The sequence below is a fragment of the Methanosarcina sediminis genome, from assembly GCF_052056915.1.
Taxonomy (GTDB): domain Archaea; phylum Halobacteriota; class Methanosarcinia; order Methanosarcinales; family Methanosarcinaceae; genus MTP4.
On record NZ_CP195119.1, the window covers coordinates 3,218,937 to 3,237,751 of the forward strand.

Genomic DNA, 18,815 nt, shown 5'->3' on the forward strand with positions numbered 1-18,815 from the left:
ATACTGAAAAATAGAAGGTGGTATCTGAATGGAATATATAAGGAAGATTTGCCCTGTTTGTGGGAATGAATTTGTTGTCCTGAAAAGTGCGGAAGAAAAGGCGGTTTACTGTACCCTCGAATGCCTTTCGAAAGCTCAGGGACGTATAAAAAACGGTGGGATTCTCTCTCCACTGGCAGTATGATCTTTACGCAGTTAGTGCAGCGGGCGTTTCCGTATGTTGTAGAGTCGTCAGGTCTAATTTTTCTGGGACAACTCTAGTAACTTTTTTCAACAAAATTCCCTCATTTTTTATTTTAAATGCTAAATTTTTGAACAAAGTTTATTTAAATGATGAAGTTCTATCCTTCATTGTCATTTGAAATTTAATTATAATGGGAATAGGCTGTACTGACGCACCTCTCGCAATAAACGTTCTGGGGTGCTGTTAGTGTGGCTAATATGGGGGGAATTGAGGAAGTGATAGTCACTCCTCTCTCAAGGCTTCTGGGGGGAAGCCGGGTTCTCTATATCTCAGGATTCTGCAGTTTTCTTTGCAGGACTCTATCGGCTCCATCTCTAAATGGACTCGTGTGAGGAAATGGTGGGGTATGGTATCCGGGTATTTCGGTATCCTGATATCATATCCCGGAAACCGGTCCTGGCTTATGATGTCGTTTTCAATGAAGCTCGGGGAAGAGCGTGGCCCTGAAGGGGGTCTCGTGTTTGGAGCTTTTCATTTATGCGGCGCCTCTCAATGCTTCTTCATAGTTCCCTGTACAGCTGCGGTGTTTGCGGTTTGAGTTACATTAAGGCCGGAAAATCCATCCTTATTTCGTCTAAAAAGGCCCGGGAGGATTAACGGTCTATCAGGAGGAATGAAATGGAGGAGATTGTTGAACTCAAGAATAACCTGGAAAATTTCAATAGAATAGGAGCAATTGACAGTGGCAGTTATGCTATTATCATGAATAACCTGGAAGGGCTGGAGACTAAGCTTGGATCGGAGGGGGATTCATCTCCCAATAATCAAGACAGTTTCGAGGAGTTACTTGATGAAAAACTTCTCATGGAACAGGAAAATGAAGCTCTCACTAGCCAGGTTGAAAAGCTTTCCAGAGACCTGAGAAGAGTGGAATATGAACTCGAATCCATGGAAAAGGTAGTTCTGGAACATAAAGATAGTTCCGGGAGGCTGCTTAAAGATAAACTTCTTCTGGAGCAGGAAAAAGAGGCTCTTGCATCCCAGGTTTCAAATCTTTCCAAAAACCTGAAAACGCTGGAAAATGAGCTCGAATCCATGAGAAAGGTAACTTCGGAGCATAAAGAACGTTTCGAGGGATTGCTTGCCGATAAACTTCTTTTGAATCAGGACAAAGGATTTCTTGAGTCCCGGGTTTCAAACCTTTCGAAAGACCTGAAGAGGCTGGAGATCGAGTTTGAATCCATGGAAAAGGTGGCTCTGGGCCATAAGGAAAGTTCTTTGAACTTGCTTAAGGAAAAGCTCCTTCTGGAGCAGGAAAAACTTCTTCTGGAGCAGGAAAATGTTTCCCTTATAGCCCAGGCAGCAAAACTTACACAGGAAAATTCTGAATTCCGGTCCCGGCTTTTAGTGCTCCAGAGAGCCAGGCCTGCCTTAACACCTGTAAACCTTGTAAGCACTTTCAGGACTTCGCTTGAAGAAATTAACCGGGAACTTAAGAAGACGCCCTCCGGGACAGGGTATAGCGTCGGCAACATGAACGTGAGCCTGAAGACCAATCTTGCCTTCGAAGGTAAAGAGTTGAGGTTCCAGATGCCAAAGGCCGATGACATCATACCTCCGGAAAACCTCAGCACTATCGAGTTCTCCCTCGGAACGGTTCCTGAAAAACCGGCTTCTTCTTCTTCTTCTTCTTCTTCTTCTTCTTCTTCTTCTTCTTCTTCTTCCTCTCCCTCTTCCTCTTACAGGGAAGTCCCGGACCTTGTCGGGCTCTCAAAGAAGGAAGCCGAAAGTATAATGCTGAAAGCAGGTTTCAAGCCAGGGGAAATTCTGGAAAAGAACAGCAGCATTCCTCAGGATATGGTCATTTCCCAGCTTCCGGCAAGCGGGGGACTGGCAGAACGGGGTTCGGCAGTTGATCTTATCATTGCCAAATTCCTTCCATCGAAGGTCCCGGACCTGTTGGGGCTTGAGCTTGATATCGCAAAAACGGTCATAGAACTGTGCGGGCTTAAACTCGGCGGGGTCAGGGAAAAGCTCTCTGAAGGCAAACCCGGGCTTATCTTTGCCCAGAGCCTCATACCCGGTTCCGAAGTAGAATTGAATTCTAAAATCATCCTGGTGGTTTCGGTTTCCCCGGAAAAAGGTGCATCTGAGACTGTTCTTTCCGAGGGATTGGAAGCTGATGCCGCAGATGCCGCAACCAGGGTTCTCATCGAGACTCCCTCCAAGGTTTCCAATGTTCCGGCTAAAGTTTCAACTGAAACTCCGGTTGCGCCCTCAAAAGATGCCGTAACTAAAGATTTCATCGAGACTCCCTCCGAGGTTTCCAATGTTCCGGCTAAAGTTTCAACTGAAACTCAGGTTGCGTCCTCTCCCTCTAAACCTGTGGCCAAAATGAAACCTCCCATCATCCAGCGTCCCGGATTTTTTAAATCCTCTAAAGCGGATGCCAAAAATGTTCCTCTCATTCTCGGGTTAACTTTTGAAAATGCTTCTGAAACCTTGAATGCGGAAGGCATAAAGGTCGGGAATATTTCCAGGCTTGTCTCCCGGATTTCTCCCGGTACGGTGCTCCACCAGAGCCCTAAAGCAGGCTGCATTGCCAACCCGTTGATTCCGGTTGATCTGGTTGTCTCCAGGGAAAGGCCCCGGTTGAAACCCCCTATTATCCAGCGTCCCGGAGCTCTAAAGCCCCCACAAAAAGCTGTCCGGAAAGTTCCCCGGGTTATCGGAGTTTCTTTTGAAGAGGCAGTTGGGATTCTGAATGAGGAAGGCAGTAGAGTAGGGAAAATTTCCGAGATTTTCTCCCGGATTTCTGCCGGTACGGTACTCCATCAGGGACCAAAAGCAGGTTGTATTGCTAATTCCCTGGTTCCTGTTGATCTCGTGGTTTCCAGAGAACGGCCCAAGTTGAAACCTCCTATAATCCAGCGCCCCGGATTTCTTAAATCCCGTAAAAAGGATTCCATAACCGTTCCTCCGGTTCTCGGGCTTCCTTCTGAAGAGGCCGTTGAGGTCCTGAAACAGGAAGGCATAAAGGTCGGAAACATTTCCACGATTATCTCCCGGGCTTCCCCGGGCAGGGTGCTTCACCAGAGCCTTAAGGCAGGTTGCATTGCTAATCCTCTGATCCCTGTTGACCTTGTGGTCTCCGGAGAGCGGCCCAAGTTGAAACCTCCTATTATCCAGCGTCCCGGAGCCCTGAATTGTCCAAAAACCGATGTTATGAAAATTCCCCCGGTTATCGGTGTTTCTTTTGAAAAGGCAGTTGGGATTCTGAATGAGGAAGGCATTAGAGTGGGGAATATTTCCGAGATTTTCTCCGGGATTACTCCCGGTACGGTGCTCCACCAGGGCCCAAAGGCAGGTTGTATTGCCAACTCTCTGATTCCCGTTGATCTTGTGGTTTCAAAAGCTGTGGTTTTTGAGCTTAAAACTGTGCCTCGAGTAACCGGACTTTCGTTTGAAGAAGCGGTTGCTATTTTGGAACGCGAGGGGGTAAACATCGGCAAGGTTTCCAGGATTGCTTCGAGGGCTTCCCCTGGTATGGTTCTTTTCCAGGGGCCTAAATCCGGTACCATTGCAAACCCTATCATCCCGGTTGACCTTGTTGTCTCCAGAGAGGTAATTCCGGAGGTCAAAAGGGTTCCTCGTGTCATCGATATGCCTTTTGCAAAGGCTATTGAGACACTGAAGATGGAAGGGGTAAATGTTGGCAGGATTTCTGAAATTGCTTCGAGGGTATCTCCGGGCATAGTCCTTGTCCAGGGTCCAGGAGCCGGCTGTATCGCTAATCCTATTATCCCGGTTGACCTTGTTGTTTCCAAAGCTCCAATAATTGAAGTTAAAAAAGTTCCCCGGGTTCTCGGGCTTCCGTTTAAAGAGGCAGTTGATGTTCTGGACCGCGAAGGAGTAAATGTCGGCAGGGTTTCTGAAATTGCTTCGAGGGTATCTCCGGGCATAGTCCTTGTCCAGGGTCCAGGGGCCGGCTGTATCGCTAATCCTGTTATCCCGGTTGACCTTGTTGTTTCCAAAGAGGTCGTTCCGGAGGTCAAAAAGGTTCCTCGTGTCGTCGGTATGCCTTTTGAAGAGGCGGTCGCTACTCTGGGATCCGGGGGTGTAAATGTCGGCAAGGTTTCCCGTATTTCTTCGAGAGTTTCTCCCGGTATGGTTCTTTTCCAGAGCCCTAAATCCGGCTGCATTGCCAACCCTGTGATTCCTGTTGACCTTGTTGTTTCTAAAGCTCCAAAAATTGAGGTCAAAAAGGTCCCGCGAGTCATCGGGCTTCCGTTTGAAAGGGCAGTTGAGAATCTAACCGGGAAAGGTATAAAAGTTGGGAGTATTTCTGAGATTTCTTCCAGGGCTTCTCCCGGTACGGTGCTCCACCAGGGCCCCAGAGCAGGCTGCATTGCCAACCCGGTAATTCCCGTTGACCTTGTTGTTTCCAAACAGCCTCCTGTGCCGGAACCTTCTCCGGTCCAGAAACCGGAAGTTTCACCGGAAGTCTCCGGATCTTCGAAGGCAGAAGTCAAAGAGATTCCCCTGGTGGTCAACATGCACCTTGACGAGGCGTTAGAGGTCCTGGAACAGGAAGGGTTAAAAGTAGGAAATATTCTGGAAACTGCTTCCCGGTTTTCTCCGGGCACGGTGCTCAGCCAGAACCCTAAAAACGGATGTTTCGCTGGCCCGGAGCTTCCCGTTGATCTGGTGGTTTCTAAAAAGAGGTCGAGACTGACTCTGCGTCGGCTTGCCAGGTTGAGGCGCTGAAAGGTTTTTGTCTCCGGTTTAATCGTTTTTTCCGGATTATCCTTTTCCCGGGGGTTTTCCCGGATTATCCTTTTCCCGGGTTTTTTTGCCCTGACTCTGGAACCTGATCCAGTCGGGTTCCTGCCTTTTCTTTTTTTAGGAATTTTCCGGTTTCAACTCATTTTCCGCTTTCATATTTCAATTTCTGTTATTTTATATTTTAAATCTTTTTCATTTTCATATTTCAATTTCTGTTATTTTATTTTTTAAATATGATTTGTTTTCATCTCTCAATTTATCATGTCTTTTTCCGTAATGTCTCCCGGATAAGTTGGGATGTGTGTAGTAAAATCGCATTTGAATGCAGGCCCACTCAATTTTCTTCTGAGTCCACTTCTCCAAAAGCATTTATCATACATTATCATTTTTTATTTTTATAACTCATTTTTTGAACAAAGTTTTTATAAGCAATAAAGTGCTATTTATTACCATCCTTTAAATTTTAATTATGAAGGGGAATAGAAAATGGTTAGCGTTGGTCAGGAATTGCTGAATGTCCCGTTCGGGGATATGATTAAAGAGATGGCTCTTGCAATTGCGGAAGGGCAGATGGCACTCGACATGAACTCCGTGCAGGTCGCACAGGCGCTTGCGGCAACCGAGCTGGATGCCGGCAGTGTTGTGATGTATGTCGAGGAAACCGTGGACGAAGACGGGAACGTGACTGCTACGAATGTTGTCACGAACGACAGCCCCATGTCCCTGCTTACTTACGGGCTCGAACCCCGTTTCTATGAGTTCACCGAGTCTGTCATCGAAGTGAAGATGGCAATCACGATGATGAGGGAACGCTCCCTTGAGCTCAAGTACGGAAGCGAATTCAAGTTCACGAACCAGTCAAAGATCAAGGGCAGCTACAAGTCCGGAGGGCTTGCAGGGCTCCTCTTCGGCAAGGCAAAGGTGAGCGCTGAAAACACGACGACGGTTGCTTACACTTCCACGTTCAATGCAAAGTACAACTCCAAATATTCCTTCAAGGAAGAAGGCACAAGCCTCCTTCGGACAACCCTGAAACCCGTTCCGGCCCCCGATAGGGCAATACCCAAGGTAACGGTTAAGGAAAGCGGCGGATCCAGCTGATCCCTGCCCGTACGACTCTCCCGGCTCTCCGGGGGCTGTTGAAGGCTTTCCGGAGGGTTGGGGGCATCAACGGTACGGCCGCCCGGTGAGGTCCGGCTGTGCCTGCGCACTTTTTTGCAATAATCGTTCTAAGGAGTTGTTAATTTGGCTAAAAATGGGGAAGAGATCGAGGAAGTACTGATAACTCCTCTATCAAAGCTTTTGGGGGAAGTTGGGCGCTCCGTAGCCGAGACCCAGTGGACCCTTGACCGTAACTCCATCAGGACCCAGCTCGAAATCGAGGCTGACGAGGTAATGAAAGAGTATGATGTCCAGGCTCCCTGGTACCACATCCCGGAAGTTGACCTTGAGCTTAAGATGTCGCTTACGGTGAAGCTCGAGGAAGAACGGGACTCCAAAAATGTGGTCCGGGGCTACAAGCCTGTCCTGAATGCGGCGCCTCTTAATGCTTCGTATAACTCGCTTTATAGCTACAATGTGCAGGGTTCGAGCTGCATCAAGGCTAAAATAGTGTCCATCCCGGCTTCTTCAAAGGTCAGGGAGGAGTAAGGTCCTTTCAGGAGGAATGGAATGGAGAATATTAAGGAGCTCAGGAACAACCTGGAAACATTTAGAAGGAAGGGGGTAATTGATAACCGCAGTTATACGGTCATGTTGAATAATCTCAAAGGGCTGGAGGCAGGGCTTGAATCCGTGGAAAAGACGTCTTCGGTCTATAAGGAAAGTTCGGAAAGGTTGTTGAAGGAAAAAATTCTCCTGGCGCAGGAAAAAGACGCCCTGTCAATCCAGGTGGCAAAACTTTCCAGGGAGAAATTGGAACTCGAATCAAGGATTTCGGTGCTCCAGAAGACCCGGCCTGCCTTATCGCCGACAAACCTCGTGAGCACTTTCAAAACTTCACTTGAAGAAATGGACAGGGGGCTTAAAAAGGCGCCATCCGGGACAAAGTACAGTGTCAGCAGTATGAACGTGACCCTGAAGACCAATCTTGCCCTCGAGGGGGAAGAACTGAGGTTCCAGATGCCCAAAGCCGATGACATCATCAGCCCGGAAAACCTCAGCATCATAGAGTTCTCCGTAAAAGCGCTTCCCCAAAAACCGGACATAGCTTCTTACGGGGAAGTCCCGGACCTTGCAGGTCTCTCAAAAGAAGTTGCCGAAGGCAAACTCCTTGAAGCAGGTTTCAAACCCGGGGATATCCTGGAAAAGGACAGCAGTGCCCCGGAGGGTGCGGTCATAGCCCAGATTCCTTCCGGTGGATCCCTGGCCGAACCCGGGGCTGCAGTGGACCTCATTATCTCCCGAATCTCTTCTCTGAAAGTCCCGAACCTGCTAGGGCTTGAGCTTGAAAGCGCAAAGCAGGTCCTGGATAAGTTCGGGCTTAAGCTCGGCGGGGTCAGGGAGCAGCCCTCGGATACAAAACCCGGGATTATCCTTGCCCAGAGCCTGAAACCTGGCTCGGAAGCCGAAGTGGATGCCAAAATCTTTCTGATGGTCTCGACCGAAATGAAAAAAGAGGAGACAGAGGGCGTCCTGTCTGACAGGCTGAAGCGGCCTCAGATAACTCCTCTGAAAGTTCCCGCCGAGACCCCAACTAAGGTTTCAACCGAAGCTCCTGCTAAGGTTTCGCCAGCTCCGAAAACCGAGGTCAAAAGAGTCCCCCGGGTTACCGGCATGCCTTTTGAAAAAGCTGCTGAAATCCTGAAAAAGGAAGGGGTAAACATCGGCAAGGTTTCGGAGATCGTTTCCAGGATTTCTCCCGGAACAGTGCTCAACCAGAGTCCCAGGGCCGGGTCTATCGCCAACCCGCGAATTCCTGTCGACCTTTCGGTTTCGAAAGAGAGGCCTGACCCGAATCTTCGGGTATCCAGCGTAACCCGCAGGATAAGCCGCTGAAAATTGCTGAGTTTCGAAAAACATTGACCCCAGGTTTTCACCCATGTCAGTAGAATCCCATATGATCAGAATTTCTGATAACGCTAGCCAGCCTCAGATCCAGGAGGTCCTGAAAATGGTTGTCGGGGTAGGTGGGCGGATCGAAATGGTTGCCGGCAGGATCATCATTGCAAGCTTTGATAGTGACTTTGCCGGGGCAATAAAGAAAAAGAAAGGTGTGGCACTTGTAGGCGGGGTCAATTTCAGGGGTAGAAAAATCCGTAAAATCACAAAAAGGGTTTCCAGAGAGGAACAGCCGGACTCCTAAGCTTTTCCGAAGGGTCCTGTTTTTCCTTTTCTTTTCTTTTGTATTTTTTTCCTGCAAAACGTGGTCCTATATAATACTATGCTGCATCCCATATTCAGGCATCAATTCCACTTATGTACTTTTTCGCGCAATATGTGGCCTTATATAATACTATGCTGCGTTCTGCTCGAATCATTCTACTCGAATCATTCTGCTTGAATCACATTTGTTCCGGTCTATTCAATATGGTCGATTTTTCTGGCTGACTTCTTTCGGCTGAATTATAGTTGTTTGTGGCTGCATGTGATTGAATTCTCGTGTTCTATTTCTTCTGATCAAGTTCGATCCGGGCCTGCCGTCTCCCGGCCTTGTCATCTTTCCAACCGGGTTGAAAATTATTTTCTGTTTGTCACGATGGTTGCTGATTATTTTTCCTTATCTATTCTTTTTCTGCAAAGGTTTTATATACAAGATGTGATATCTAAGGGCAAAGTACATCCGACATGTGATGTTTCAGGCACTTCGGGTGCTTGAAATCAGTGTTTAACTGATCAATGTGATGCTTTAACACTTACATCCCGGATACGTCCGGGGGATACGAGTCACCTGCTGTTGATTATGGCGGGTGCTCGGCAGTGAAGATAATCCAGTGAGAAACGTCGGATCAACATGAGTGTCAAAGGGCCAATGCTTTGAAACGCCCGCTTTTGGCGCCTTAATGGCGCCCAAAATCGCACGAAAATGTTTATGTTTTCGGTGAGTCGCGTTTAGTAGAGACTGAAATGTTTCAATTCAGGGCTCAAATCACCTGGATTTGGGTTTGTCAGGGAATTATATACAGTTCTCCCATCAATGCTGCCTTCTGAAGTAGCTGGCAGGAGGGGAATTGGAACTATCAGATGCCTGAAGGGATAAGGTGCCAAAGGGCGTATAGCTCTGGCCTGCTCGAGGCTTTCTGGCCAGGCAGGTCTGGAAAATAATCCTCTGACAGCGTTCGGAAATAATCCGGGACTTATGATTTTGTCACTCAGGTTGTGCCGACCGGAGGGACTGGTATTTCTATTAAAACATAACGGAGTAGAAATATGGCAAATGTACACCGACCAAATCGAGGTTCTCTCGCATTCAGCCCACGTAAAAGGGCCAAGAGCCACATCCCAAGGTTCAGGTCATGGCCGGAAGCCACAGGTGAACCAAGGCTGCAGGGCTTTGCCGGCTACAAGGTGGGTATGACCCACGTTATCATGGTTGATGACGTAAAGAACAGTTTGACTGAAGGCATGGAGATCTCCGTTCCGGTCACTGTTGTCGAAACTCCTGCAATCAGGGTAGCCGCCATTAGGGCTTACGGGAATGATAGCTTTGGTGAAATCGCAATTGCGGAAGCCTGGGCTGCGGAACTTGACCCTGAACTTGAAAGGCGGATGCCAATGCCTGATACGGGAAACACCGATGATTCCCTCGAAAAAATCAGCAAGCTGATTGAAGAAGGCAAGGTTTCCGATATCAGGGCAATCACCTACACTCTTCCGAAGAGCCTGACCGGTGTCCCTAAAAAGAAGCCGGACGTCATGGAAACGGGAATCGCCGCAAAGGACCTTCCCACCAAGTTCGAGTTCGGAAAGTCCATTCTGGGCACTCTTGTAAGCGTTACCGACGTGTTCCGGAACGGGACCATCATTGATACGGCTGCGATTACAACCGGAAAGGGGACTCAGGGCCCTGTAAAGCGCTGGGGTATCCAGTTGCAGAAGGGCAAGCACTCCCGTCAGGGCAGTCTCCGGCAGGTCGGGACCCTCGGACCTTTCAATCCGTCCCGCGTCTCCTGGCGTGTGCCGCAGATGGGTCAGATGGGTTACCACCAGAGGACCGAGTTCAACAAGCGCATCCTGAAGATCGGGGCCGACGGCGAGGAAGTAACTCCCGAAGGCGGTTTCATTAACTACGGGCTGGTCCGTGGGGACTATGTGCTTATCAAGGGCAGCGTGCCCGGGCCTTCCAAGAGGCTGATCAGGTTAAGAGACCCGGTCAGGGCAAAGAAAACCGGCCTCGGTGAACCTCAGATTCTCCACATTAGCAGGGAGTCCAAGCAGGGGTGATGTAATATGGCTACAGCAAAAACCATAGATCTTTCAGGTAACGTTGTCAGGGAAGTTGAACTCCCTGCCGTGTTCGATGTGGACTACCGTCCTGACCTGATCAAGAAGGCAGTGCTCGCAGCACAGGCAAACAGGCTTCAACCCTACGGCCCCCGTCTCTACTCAGGTATGGACACTTCTGCAAGGTCCTGGGGGTCCGGACGAGGCGTCGCGCAGATCCCGAGGCTTACCAACGGCAGCAGGGCTGCAAGAGTCCCGCAGGCAAAGGGCGGAAGAAGGGCACACCCACCAAAACCCGAAGCCGACAGGACAGAGAAGGTCAACACCAAGGAACGTCGCTATGCAATCCGCTCTGCAATCGCAGCAACCCGGGACCCGACCCTTGTGAGCCTGAGAGGCCACATTTACGAGGCCGAACTTCCGATCGTTGCGGACAGCGCTCTTGAAAGCCTTGAAAAGACAAAGCAGGTTATAGATTTCCTTGAAGCTGCAGGCGTCTACGGAGATGTTCTCAGGGCAAAGAACGGAAAACACATCCGGGCAGGCCGCGGGAAGCTCAGAGGCAGGAAGTACAAGCACAAAAAGAGCCTCCTGATCGTAGCAGGGGAAAATGCCCCTATCCTCAAGGCAGCAAGAAATCTCTCTGGAGTGGACGCCGTCACAGTGGATGCACTGAACGCCGAAACGCTCGCACCCGGTACGCATGCAGGGCGCCTTACGATCTGGACTGAATCCGCAATTCAAAAACTGGAGGGCGCATTCCAATGAATTCCGTCAAATATCCTTTTGTCACAGAAAAAGCGATGATGTTGCTGGACGATAACAAGCTCCAGTTTATCGTGGACACAAGGTCAAACAAGTACCAGATCAGAGAGGAAGTTGAAAAGCTGTACGGGTTCAAAGTAAATTCCGTGCGGACCATGACCACCATGAAGGGTATGAAAAAAGCAATCCTGACCTTTGAGGGGACCGAAGCGGCCCACGAGATTGCTACCCGAATAGGACTTATTTGAGGTGTGATGTATGGGTAAACGGCTTATATCACAGAACAGGGGTAGAGGCACTCCGACCTACAGAGCTCCTTCTCATAAATTCAAAGCAGAGCTGAGGCACCCCCGCGTGGATGAAAACACCACCCTCGGAGGGGAAGTAATCGGGATCGAACACGACCCTGCCCGTTCCGCTCCCATCGCAAAAGTAGCCTTTGAAAACGGGGAAGAACTCTTCCTTCTGGCTTCAGAAGGCATTTCCATCGGGACAAAGGTTCTCTGCGGAGACGACGTCGAGATCAAACCCGGTAACATCGTTTCCATCGGAAACGTGCCGGAAGGTTTCCTCGTCTGCAACATTGAATCCAAACCTAACGACGGAGGCAAGTTCGTCCGTTCCTCTGGAGTGTACGCAACGGTTGTAACCCACGAAGAAACCAGGACAGCTGTGTCACTGCCCTCCGGAAACATCAAGTGGCTGAACCCCAAATGCCGGGCAACTATCGGAATTGTTGCCGGCGGCGGCAGGGTGGACAGGCCCTGGCTCAAGGCAGGGAAAAAGTACCACAAGATGAAGACAAGAGCTGCAAAATATCCCAGGGTATCTGGAGTTGCCATGAACCCGGTTGACCACCCGTTTGGTGGGGGTAACCGTAAGCATCCGACTAGACCGACCACTGTGAGCAGAAACGCCCCGCCTGGACAAAAGGTCGGGTTGATTGCAGCAAGAAGGACCGGAAAGAAGCGCTGAACAAGGGGTATTCATTATGGCAAGAAAAGCAGCATCAAGGTTACCGAAAAGAAAGGGTGAGTACACTTATCGCGGCAAGACCATTGCAGAACTTCAGAAGCTGAGCGTTGAAGAGTTTGCAGAGCTTCTCCCCTCCAGGGAACGCCGGAGCATTAAGCGCGGGTTTACCGACGGGCAGAAGAAGGTCTTGCACGAGTTCAAGGAAGGAAAGAATGTCAAGACTCACTACAGGAACATGATCATCTTCCCGGAAATGATCGGCAAGACGGTCGAAATCTACAACGGAAAAACATTCGTAAGTGTGGAGTTCCAGCCTGAAATGGTCGGACACCGCTTCGGAGAGTTCGCACCCACCCGGCCAAGGGTTTCCCACGGCAGTGCAGGTGTCGGTGCAACCCGTTCAAGCAGGTTCGTTCCGCTGAAGTGAGGTGAAAGGGAATGGCAAAAATTAATTATTCAGTCGAGATGGACCCTGAAAAGACCTCCAAGGCAATGGGCTCCGAACTTCACATTTCTCCTAAGAAATCCCGAGAAATCTGTTGCAAGATCAAGGGCATGAAAACCGTCGAGGCAAGAAAGTTCCTCGAGGATGTCATCGCCCTGAAGCAGGCCGTACCCTTTAAAAGGCACCATGATGGAGCCGGACACAGGAAAGGGCCTATGGCAGCAGGCAGGTATCCGGTCAATGCTTCCAAAGAGTTCTTAAAGATTCTCAAGAACGCAGAGAGCAACGCCGAATACAAAGGCCTTGAACCCAGTCAGATGTACATTGCCCACACGGTCGTGCAGCGCGGCAGGGTGATCCACGGGATCATTCCGAGAGCCCGGGGCCGGGCCACTCCCAAAAACACAGATACTGTAAATATTGAGATGGTTCTTTCCGAGGTGCGCTAAATGGCAGTTGAGAAAAAGTTCGTCAATGATGGGTATGTTAAGGCCTCCATGGATGAGTATTTCGCTAAACAGCTCAGCAGGGCCGGATACGGTGGCATGGAGCTGAACCGGACCCCCATGGGTACCCAGATCGTTATCTACTCCGAAAAGCCGGGGATGGTAATTGGGAAGGCCGGAAAGGTTATCCGGAAACTTACCCGGGATGTCGGGATCAAGTACAATCTGGAAAACCCGCAGATCGATGCCCAGGAAGTCAAGAGGCCGGAACTGAATGCCCAGATGATGGCATCCCGGCTTGCATCTTCCATCGAGAGAGGCTGGTACTTCCGCAAAGCCGGACACAACACCATCAGGGCTGTTATGGGCGCAGGAGCCCTCGGCTGCGAAGTCGTGATCTCCGGTAAGCTCACAGGTTCAAGGTCAAGAGTCGAAAAGTTCGTTGACGGCTACGTTAAACACTCCGGAAAACCCGCCGATGAGCTGGTGGACGAAGGCTTTGCAGTGGCAGTCAAGAAACTCGGGACCCTGGGTTGCAAGGTCCGGATCATCCATCCGGATGTTGTGCTTCCTGACTCTTACAGGGTCAAAGAATCAAGCGAAGTCCCTGAGGAAGCTCCTGAAGTGAAAGCGGCTGAAAAAGAAGAAGTGTCTGTGAAAGCCGAAGCAGCTCCCGCAAAAGTCGAAAAGGTTGTTGAAGAAGCAGCTGAAGTTGCAGAACCGGAAGTTGTTGAAGAGGCAGCCGAACCCGAAGCAACCGAACCCGAAGCAGTCGAAACTGAGGAAGCCAAGCCTGAGATGCCCGCAGAGGGCGAAGAGGGTGAGGAAAGCGAACTCATTTACGTTGAAGGTTCGGACGAGGTCCGCAGGCAGGTCAACGGGGTCTGGCAGCACAAGCATGCAAGCTATGACTACTGGCATCCGATGGCACGTGTGCACAAGGAGGCTAAGGAATAATGGCAATTCTAAGGACCAAAGACATCCGGACCATGACAGTCGAAGAAAGGGCTGACGAGCTGGAAAATCTTAACAATGAACTGGTCAGGGAACGCGCTCTTACCTCTGCCGGCGGAGCCCCGGATAACCCGGGCAGGATCGGGGAAATCAGAAGGACGATTGCCCGGATAAAGACTATCCAGCATGAGTTAAATGAAATCTGAAGTGGAAATACTGCCTTCTACTCTTCCCTATCACGAATTGATAGGGCTTGAAGTTAAGGTAATTCATTCCACTAATCTAGCAATGATAGGAACCCGGGGACGGGTAATTGACGAAACGAAAAATATGCTTATCGTGGAAGATTCGAAGTCCCGGGAACTGAATATCCCAAAGGCGGATTCGGAATTTATCTTCCGGATCCCTGCCGAGCTCTCAGAAAAAGGCCGCAGATCCGATCTATTCGTCAAAATTCAGGGAAACCTGTTGCTCTCACAACCCGAAAATCGGATCAAGAACATTAAGAAGTTACGCAAATGGGGCTAAACTCATGGCAAGAGACATTGGATTAAACATACCGGCGCCATCAGAGGAATGTGACGATTTATACTGTCCCTTCCACGGAACACTCCCGGTTCGAGGCCAGATCCTTGTAGGAACCGTGGTCAGCAGCAAGATGGACAATACGGTAGTTATTGAAAGGCAGCATATGAAAATGGTGCCGAAATACCAGAGATACGAAAAGAGACGCTCGAAGATTCACGCACACAACCCGCCTTGCATTGGTGCAAAAATTGGTGACATCGTCACTATTGCGGAATGCAGGCCAATCAGCAAGACAAAATCATTTGTGGTCGTCAAAGCGGAGGTCCCCCAATGAGAGGGATTCGCTCAAACATCCCGAGAGCCCTGAATGCCGGGGCCAAAGTTCCCTGTGTGGACAACACCGGGGCCAAGGTTGTTGAGATCATATCTGTCAAGAAATACCGCGGAGTCAAGAACAGGATGCCCTGTGCAGGAATCGGAGACATGTGCGTTGTGTCCGTGAAGAAAGGCACACCCGAAATGAGGAGGCAAATCCTCCTTGCCGTGGTGATCCGCCAGAAGCAGGAGTTCCGTCGGCCTGACGGTCTGCACGTTTCTTTCGAGGACAACGCCATGGTGATCACGGACGAAAGCGGGATCCCGAAAGGGACCGACATCAAGGGTCCGGTTGCCAGGGAAGCAGCTGAAAGGTTCCCGAAAATCGGGACAACCGCATCCATAATTGTCTGAGGTGGTGAGGATGGTTTCAAAACTGCCAAGAAAGCAGAGAAAGTCAAGGTACAATGCCCCTCTCCACAAGAGGCATAGTTTTATGGGTGCAAGGCTCAGCGATGAACTTACAAAACAGTATGGCACAAGGAGTGCCGCAGTCGTCACCGGCGATACCGTGAAAGTCATGCGCGGGGATTTCAAAGGAAAGGAAGGAAAAGTCCAGTCCGTATCCCTGAAGGATGGAACGATTTCAGTGGACGGCGTCATTTCCACAAAGGTGGATGGTACCGAAGTCTCAAGGCCGATCTATCCCTCCAACGTACTGATCACGAAGCTGGAAATGGACGATCCGCGGAGAGCATCGAGCATAAAGAAGTGAGGCAGGTGATTTTGTGACACACCAGAAAAGATTATCCATTCCAAAAAGCTGGAAGGTTGGAAAGAAAGCCAACAAGTGGGTTACCGCCACCCGCCCGGGACCCCACAGCAAGGCACGCAGTCTTCCTCTTGGAGTCATCATCCGGGACGTACTTAAGCTTGCGGATAACCGCAAGGAAGGAAAAAGGATTCTTGCTGAAGGCAAGATCCTGGTGGACGGGATCCCCAGAAAGGAACTTAAGTTTCCGGTAGGGCTCTTTGATGTTATTTCAATCCCGCTCATGAACGAGGCATATAGGGTTGTTCAGGACGAAAAGGGACGCCTTATCCTCCACAAACTGAGCGAGACTACTGTAAACAAGCTGTGCAGAATCGACAACAAGACTACCATCAAGGGTGGTCAGGTGCAGCTTAACCTCAGCGATGGGACCAACATCTTCGGGTCTAATGATTACAGGACCAAGGACTCTCTGATTCTGTCCATTCCTGGCAAGCAGGTCGTAAAACGTCTGGAGTACAAGGTTGGAAACCTGGCAATGGTTGTAGGCGGCCAGCACTCCGGGGAAATCGGAACGATCAAGGATATCCGGGAAGTCAAGAGTTCCAGGCACAACACGGTTACAATTTCCGGAGATACGGACTTTGACACCATTGAAGATTATGTTATCGTAATCGGTGAGGACAAGCCGGAGATCCGCCTCGGTGGTGAGATCAGTGACTAATCCCATGCGCACTCCAATGGTCGAGAAGGTTATCGTCCATATGGGCGTAGGAGAAAGCGGGCAGCACCTTGTGGATGCCGAAAACATCCTCAGGAGCATTACCGGTCAGGAAGTCGTGCGGTGTCATGCCAAAAAGACCCTGCCTGCTTTCGGGATCAAGAAAAGTGAGCCCATTGGCTGTAAAGTAACTCTCAGGGCCCAGAATGCCCAGGGGTTCCTTGAAACTGCTTTCGAGATCGTTGAGAAGACCCTGAACAGGTACCAGTTCGATTCCCTCGGAAACGTTTCCTTCGGGATTGAGGAACACACCGATTTTCCGGGGATGAGATATGACCCGAACATCGGGGTTTTCGGAATGGACGTGACCGTTGTGCTCAAGCGCCCGGGAGAAAGGATTAACAAGAGAAGGATCGTAAAGCGGAGGATTCCGACATCCCACAGGGTTACCGTGGATGATGCGATTGTTTTCCTGAACGAAAGTTATGGCGTGGAGGTCGTGTAATATGGTACAGACCAAGAAGATTTTCGGAAGAGGTGCAAACGAGTGCAAACGGTGTGGCCGAAAGCAGGGCCTTGTCCGTAAGTACGGGATCTACCTCTGCAGGCACTGTTTCAGGGAGATGGCCCACGATATGGGCTTCGAGAAGTATTCATGAGGTGATGAAACATGGTATTACTTGATCCTCTTGCAAACGCCCTTTCCACAATCAAGAACGCGGAAGCCGTTGGAAAGAGCTCCTGCGTTGTCAGGCCTGCTTCCAAGACCATCGGCAATGTGCTGAAGGTCATGCAGGACCTGGGTTACATCGGGGAGTTTGAGTTTGTCGATGACGGAAAGGCCGGGGTTTATGATGTAACCCTTGCCGGGAAAATCAACAAATGCGGTGCAATCAAGCCGCGGTATTCCGTCGGTACTGACAGTTTTGAGCGCTGGGAAAAGCAGTTCCTTCCGGCAAAGAACTTCGGGGCGCTCATCGTAACCACCTCAAACGGGGTTATGTCCCAGCACGATGCTCGTGAGAAGAATATCGGCGGGCAGCTTCTGGCTTATGTATACTGATCGGGGAGGGATCTTAAGATGGTAAAGGAAATCGCAAAAAGAATCGCCATTCCCGAGGGAGTCACAATAGCTCGCTCCCAGGATGTCTTTACCACCACGGGCCCGAAGGGGTCCGTTGAAAGAAGACTCTGGTATCCTGGGATTAATATTGAAATCAATGACGGCGAACTTCTCGTGGACGCTGTATCTCCCAGGAGAATGGAAAGAGCCATGGTAGGAACCTTTTCCTCTCATATTAGAAATATGATTAAAGGTGTATCCGAGGGCTTTGAGTACAGGATGACTATCGTGTACTCTCACTTTCCGATGCAGGTCAAGGTCGAAGGCAGCCAGTTTGTTGTTGGCAACTTCCTTGGAGAGAAGAAGCCCAGGACTTCAAGGATCCTCGGCGAGACCAAGGTGAAGGTTAGTGGAAACGAAGTAATTGTTTCCGGAATCAACAAGGAAGATGTCGGGCAGACTGCCGCAAACATCGAGCAGGTTACCAAGATCAAGCGGTTCGATCCCAGGGTTTTCCAGGATGGAATCTACATTGTTGATAAGGCCTGAAGGTGGTTATGATGGCAGAAGAAATCAAAGAAAATGAAGTTACTCCAGTTTCCACCCTGGATATGGACCCTGAATCCAAGCGTTTATTCAATGTTAGGAAGGTCCAGAAAGGGAAGAAACCCCAGTTTAAGAGGACCTGCAGCCACAAGTTCAAGAGGCTTGACTCTAACTGGAGGCGCCCTAGAGGTCTTCAGGGCAAGCAGCGCAGAAAATACCTCGGAAAAGGTGCCGTTGCCCAGGTAGGGTTCGGAAGCCCTACCGCTGTAAAGGGCCTGCACCCTTCCGGGTATGCGGATGTACTGGTTGCTACCGTAGCAGATCTCGAGCTTGTTGATCCCTCTTACGAGGCCATCAGAATTGCAAGTAAGGTCGGCTCGAAAAAGAAAGCCATGATTCTGGCAAAGGCCGAAGAACTCAGTATCAAGGTGCTGAACCCTGGCAGAGGTGAGTAAAGATGTCAAATCTTTCCAACCAGAGAAAACTTGCTTCCAAGGTTCTTGGCTGTGGGCTTGACAGGGTCTGGTTTGACCCTGAAGCCTCCGAAGAGATCGCCTCTGCAATCACAAGGGAAGACCTCCGCGGGCTCATCGAGAAAGGCACGATCAAAGCAAAGCCGATCAGAGGAGTTAGCCGTGGAAGAGCCAGAGCCGTTGATGAAAAGCGCAAATACGGGCACCGCAAAGGGCACGGTTCGCGCAAGGGTAAGAAAGGGGCTCGCAACTCAAGAAAAGAGCAGTGGGTCAAAAAGATCCGGGCTCTTCGGAGAAGACTTAAGGAACTGCGTGATGACGAGTCCCTCGACAAGTCTGTGTATTGCAGGCTCTACAGGAAGGCAAAAGGCGGCGAATACAGGAGTGTTGCCCACCTTGAGTCCCACCTTGAGTCCGAAAAATTGTTAATTAAAGAAGAGTAAGAAGTAGGAGGGGCTTAT

General features: G+C 50.0%; 25 protein-coding genes. All 25 read left to right on the forward strand.

What is annotated here, in order from left to right:
• Positions 1 to 28 precede the first annotated feature (28 nt).
• A complete protein-coding gene (locus ACSAZK_RS13990; RefSeq protein WP_440954700.1) occupies positions 29 to 184 on the forward strand; it encodes a hypothetical protein in 156 nt (51 codons plus the stop codon).
• Positions 185 to 862: 678 nt separating this feature from the next.
• A complete protein-coding gene (locus ACSAZK_RS13995) occupies positions 863 to 4,951 on the forward strand; it encodes a PASTA domain-containing protein (protein WP_440954701.1) in 4,089 nt (1,362 codons plus the stop codon).
• A 504-nt stretch (positions 4,952 to 5,455) separates the two neighbouring features.
• Complete coding sequence (locus ACSAZK_RS14000; RefSeq protein WP_048180430.1) at positions 5,456 to 6,070, forward strand: hypothetical protein; 615 nt, start codon at positions 5,456 to 5,458, stop codon at positions 6,068 to 6,070.
• Between the two features lie 144 nt (positions 6,071 to 6,214).
• Positions 6,215 to 6,619 (forward strand): hypothetical protein, encoded by a 405-nt coding sequence (locus ACSAZK_RS14005; protein WP_048180427.1) that lies wholly within the window; start codon positions 6,215 to 6,217, stop codon positions 6,617 to 6,619.
• Between the two features lie 21 nt (positions 6,620 to 6,640).
• Positions 6,641 to 7,966 (forward strand): PASTA domain-containing protein, encoded by a 1,326-nt coding sequence (locus tag ACSAZK_RS14010; protein ID WP_440954702.1) that lies wholly within the window; start codon positions 6,641 to 6,643, stop codon positions 7,964 to 7,966.
• A 43-nt stretch (positions 7,967 to 8,009) separates the two neighbouring features.
• A complete protein-coding gene (locus ACSAZK_RS14015) occupies positions 8,010 to 8,273 on the forward strand; it encodes a hypothetical protein (protein ID WP_440954703.1) in 264 nt (87 codons plus the stop codon).
• A 1,064-nt stretch (positions 8,274 to 9,337) separates the two neighbouring features.
• Positions 9,338 to 10,351, forward strand: coding sequence for a 50S ribosomal protein L3 (gene rpl3p / locus ACSAZK_RS14020; RefSeq protein WP_440954704.1), 1,014 nt, complete (start codon positions 9,338 to 9,340; stop codon positions 10,349 to 10,351).
• A gap of 6 nt (positions 10,352 to 10,357) precedes the next feature.
• The gene (gene rpl4p / locus ACSAZK_RS14025; RefSeq protein WP_440954705.1) at positions 10,358 to 11,119 is read left to right on the forward strand and encodes a 50S ribosomal protein L4; all 762 of its coding nucleotides are present in this window, start codon (positions 10,358 to 10,360) and stop codon (positions 11,117 to 11,119) included.
• A complete protein-coding gene (locus tag ACSAZK_RS14030) occupies positions 11,116 to 11,364 on the forward strand; it encodes a 50S ribosomal protein L23 (protein ID WP_048180416.1) in 249 nt (82 codons plus the stop codon). The genes rpl4p and ACSAZK_RS14030 overlap by 4 nt, the downstream gene beginning before the upstream one ends.
• A 10-nt stretch (positions 11,365 to 11,374) precedes the next feature.
• The gene (locus tag ACSAZK_RS14035) at positions 11,375 to 12,091 is read left to right on the forward strand and encodes a 50S ribosomal protein L2 (protein ID WP_440954706.1); all 717 of its coding nucleotides are present in this window, start codon (positions 11,375 to 11,377) and stop codon (positions 12,089 to 12,091) included.
• 16 nt (positions 12,092 to 12,107) lie between these two features.
• Entirely contained in the window at positions 12,108 to 12,518 is a 411-nt protein-coding gene (locus tag ACSAZK_RS14040) for a 30S ribosomal protein S19 (RefSeq protein WP_440954707.1), read from the forward strand.
• An 11-nt stretch (positions 12,519 to 12,529) separates the two neighbouring features.
• On the forward strand, positions 12,530 to 12,985 hold the full coding sequence (locus ACSAZK_RS14045; protein ID WP_048180407.1) for a 50S ribosomal protein L22: 456 nt from the start codon (positions 12,530 to 12,532) through the stop codon (positions 12,983 to 12,985).
• Positions 12,986 to 13,939, forward strand: a complete 954-nt coding sequence (locus ACSAZK_RS14050) for a 30S ribosomal protein S3 (protein ID WP_440954708.1) — start codon at positions 12,986 to 12,988, stop codon at positions 13,937 to 13,939. It abuts the gene before it with no gap.
• Entirely contained in the window at positions 13,939 to 14,142 is a 204-nt protein-coding gene (rpmC, locus tag ACSAZK_RS14055; protein WP_440954709.1) for a 50S ribosomal protein L29, read from the forward strand. The genes ACSAZK_RS14050 and rpmC overlap by 1 nt, the downstream gene beginning before the upstream one ends.
• Positions 14,132 to 14,464, forward strand: a complete 333-nt coding sequence (rnp1, locus tag ACSAZK_RS14060) for a ribonuclease P protein component 1 (protein ID WP_440954710.1) — start codon at positions 14,132 to 14,134, stop codon at positions 14,462 to 14,464. Before rpmC ends, rnp1 begins: the two co-directional genes overlap by 11 nt.
• 4 nt (positions 14,465 to 14,468) lie before the next feature.
• Positions 14,469 to 14,798: a 30S ribosomal protein S17 gene (locus ACSAZK_RS14065; RefSeq protein WP_440954711.1), complete on the forward strand. Its 330-nt coding sequence runs from the start codon at positions 14,469 to 14,471 to the stop codon at positions 14,796 to 14,798.
• Entirely contained in the window at positions 14,795 to 15,193 is a 399-nt protein-coding gene (gene rpl14p / locus ACSAZK_RS14070; RefSeq protein WP_048180395.1) for a 50S ribosomal protein L14, read from the forward strand. Before ACSAZK_RS14065 ends, rpl14p begins: the two co-directional genes overlap by 4 nt.
• 10 nt (positions 15,194 to 15,203) lie before the next feature.
• Entirely contained in the window at positions 15,204 to 15,554 is a 351-nt protein-coding gene (rplX, locus tag ACSAZK_RS14075) for a 50S ribosomal protein L24 (protein WP_440954712.1), read from the forward strand.
• A 13-nt stretch (positions 15,555 to 15,567) separates the two neighbouring features.
• Entirely contained in the window at positions 15,568 to 16,275 is a 708-nt protein-coding gene (locus ACSAZK_RS14080; protein ID WP_440954713.1) for a 30S ribosomal protein S4e, read from the forward strand.
• A 4-nt stretch (positions 16,276 to 16,279) separates the two neighbouring features.
• Positions 16,280 to 16,777: a 50S ribosomal protein L5 gene (locus ACSAZK_RS14085; protein WP_440957028.1), complete on the forward strand. Its 498-nt coding sequence runs from the start codon at positions 16,280 to 16,282 to the stop codon at positions 16,775 to 16,777.
• A gap of 1 nt (position 16,778) precedes the next feature.
• Entirely contained in the window at positions 16,779 to 16,931 is a 153-nt protein-coding gene (locus tag ACSAZK_RS14090; RefSeq protein ID WP_048180385.1) for a 30S ribosomal protein S14, read from the forward strand.
• Between the two features lie 11 nt (positions 16,932 to 16,942).
• Positions 16,943 to 17,335, forward strand: a complete 393-nt coding sequence (locus ACSAZK_RS14095) for a 30S ribosomal protein S8 (protein ID WP_440954714.1) — start codon at positions 16,943 to 16,945, stop codon at positions 17,333 to 17,335.
• Positions 17,336 to 17,353: 18 nt separating this feature from the next.
• On the forward strand, positions 17,354 to 17,884 hold the full coding sequence (locus tag ACSAZK_RS14100; RefSeq protein ID WP_440954715.1) for a 50S ribosomal protein L6: 531 nt from the start codon (positions 17,354 to 17,356) through the stop codon (positions 17,882 to 17,884).
• A gap of 11 nt (positions 17,885 to 17,895) precedes the next feature.
• Complete coding sequence (locus ACSAZK_RS14105; protein ID WP_440957029.1) at positions 17,896 to 18,336, forward strand: 50S ribosomal protein L32e; 441 nt, start codon at positions 17,896 to 17,898, stop codon at positions 18,334 to 18,336.
• Between the two features lie 2 nt (positions 18,337 to 18,338).
• On the forward strand, positions 18,339 to 18,797 hold the full coding sequence (locus tag ACSAZK_RS14110; protein WP_440954716.1) for a 50S ribosomal protein L19e: 459 nt from the start codon (positions 18,339 to 18,341) through the stop codon (positions 18,795 to 18,797).
• Positions 18,798 to 18,815: the final 18 nt, after the last annotated feature.

What these genes read in the sequence shown, in the direction of transcription:
- ACSAZK_RS14015 (WP_440954703.1), top strand. Translation starts at nt 8,010, where the DNA reads ATGTCAGTAGAATCCCATATGATCAGAATTTCTGATAACGCTAGCCAG.
- rpl4p (WP_440954705.1), top strand. Translation starts at nt 10,358, where the DNA reads ATGGCTACAGCAAAAACCATAGATCTTTCAGGTAACGTTGTCAGGGAA.
- rnp1 (WP_440954710.1), top strand. Translation starts at nt 14,132, where the DNA reads ATGAAATCTGAAGTGGAAATACTGCCTTCTACTCTTCCCTATCACGAA.
- ACSAZK_RS13995 (WP_440954701.1), top strand. Translation starts at nt 863, where the DNA reads ATGGAGGAGATTGTTGAACTCAAGAATAACCTGGAAAATTTCAATAGA.
- ACSAZK_RS14035 (WP_440954706.1), top strand. Translation starts at nt 11,375, where the DNA reads ATGGGTAAACGGCTTATATCACAGAACAGGGGTAGAGGCACTCCGACC.
- rplX (WP_440954712.1), top strand. Translation starts at nt 15,204, where the DNA reads ATGGTTTCAAAACTGCCAAGAAAGCAGAGAAAGTCAAGGTACAATGCC.
- ACSAZK_RS14045 (WP_048180407.1), top strand. Translation starts at nt 12,530, where the DNA reads ATGGCAAAAATTAATTATTCAGTCGAGATGGACCCTGAAAAGACCTCC.
- ACSAZK_RS14095 (WP_440954714.1), top strand. Translation starts at nt 16,943, where the DNA reads ATGGTATTACTTGATCCTCTTGCAAACGCCCTTTCCACAATCAAGAAC.
- ACSAZK_RS14110 (WP_440954716.1), top strand. Translation starts at nt 18,339, where the DNA reads ATGTCAAATCTTTCCAACCAGAGAAAACTTGCTTCCAAGGTTCTTGGC.
- ACSAZK_RS14085 (WP_440957028.1), top strand. Translation starts at nt 16,280, where the DNA reads ATGCGCACTCCAATGGTCGAGAAGGTTATCGTCCATATGGGCGTAGGA.
- ACSAZK_RS14050 (WP_440954708.1), top strand. Translation starts at nt 12,986, where the DNA reads ATGGCAGTTGAGAAAAAGTTCGTCAATGATGGGTATGTTAAGGCCTCC.
- ACSAZK_RS13990 (WP_440954700.1), top strand. Translation starts at nt 29, where the DNA reads ATGGAATATATAAGGAAGATTTGCCCTGTTTGTGGGAATGAATTTGTT.
- ACSAZK_RS14065 (WP_440954711.1), top strand. Translation starts at nt 14,469, where the DNA reads ATGGCAAGAGACATTGGATTAAACATACCGGCGCCATCAGAGGAATGT.
- ACSAZK_RS14030 (WP_048180416.1), top strand. Translation starts at nt 11,116, where the DNA reads ATGAATTCCGTCAAATATCCTTTTGTCACAGAAAAAGCGATGATGTTG.
- ACSAZK_RS14010 (WP_440954702.1), top strand. Translation starts at nt 6,641, where the DNA reads ATGGAGAATATTAAGGAGCTCAGGAACAACCTGGAAACATTTAGAAGG.
- ACSAZK_RS14100 (WP_440954715.1), top strand. Translation starts at nt 17,354, where the DNA reads ATGGTAAAGGAAATCGCAAAAAGAATCGCCATTCCCGAGGGAGTCACA.
- ACSAZK_RS14000 (WP_048180430.1), top strand. Translation starts at nt 5,456, where the DNA reads ATGGTTAGCGTTGGTCAGGAATTGCTGAATGTCCCGTTCGGGGATATG.
- ACSAZK_RS14090 (WP_048180385.1), top strand. Translation starts at nt 16,779, where the DNA reads ATGGTACAGACCAAGAAGATTTTCGGAAGAGGTGCAAACGAGTGCAAA.
- rpl3p (WP_440954704.1), top strand. Translation starts at nt 9,338, where the DNA reads ATGGCAAATGTACACCGACCAAATCGAGGTTCTCTCGCATTCAGCCCA.
- rpmC (WP_440954709.1), top strand. Translation starts at nt 13,939, where the DNA reads ATGGCAATTCTAAGGACCAAAGACATCCGGACCATGACAGTCGAAGAA.
- rpl14p (WP_048180395.1), top strand. Translation starts at nt 14,795, where the DNA reads ATGAGAGGGATTCGCTCAAACATCCCGAGAGCCCTGAATGCCGGGGCC.
- ACSAZK_RS14040 (WP_440954707.1), top strand. Translation starts at nt 12,108, where the DNA reads ATGGCAAGAAAAGCAGCATCAAGGTTACCGAAAAGAAAGGGTGAGTAC.
- ACSAZK_RS14105 (WP_440957029.1), top strand. Translation starts at nt 17,896, where the DNA reads ATGGCAGAAGAAATCAAAGAAAATGAAGTTACTCCAGTTTCCACCCTG.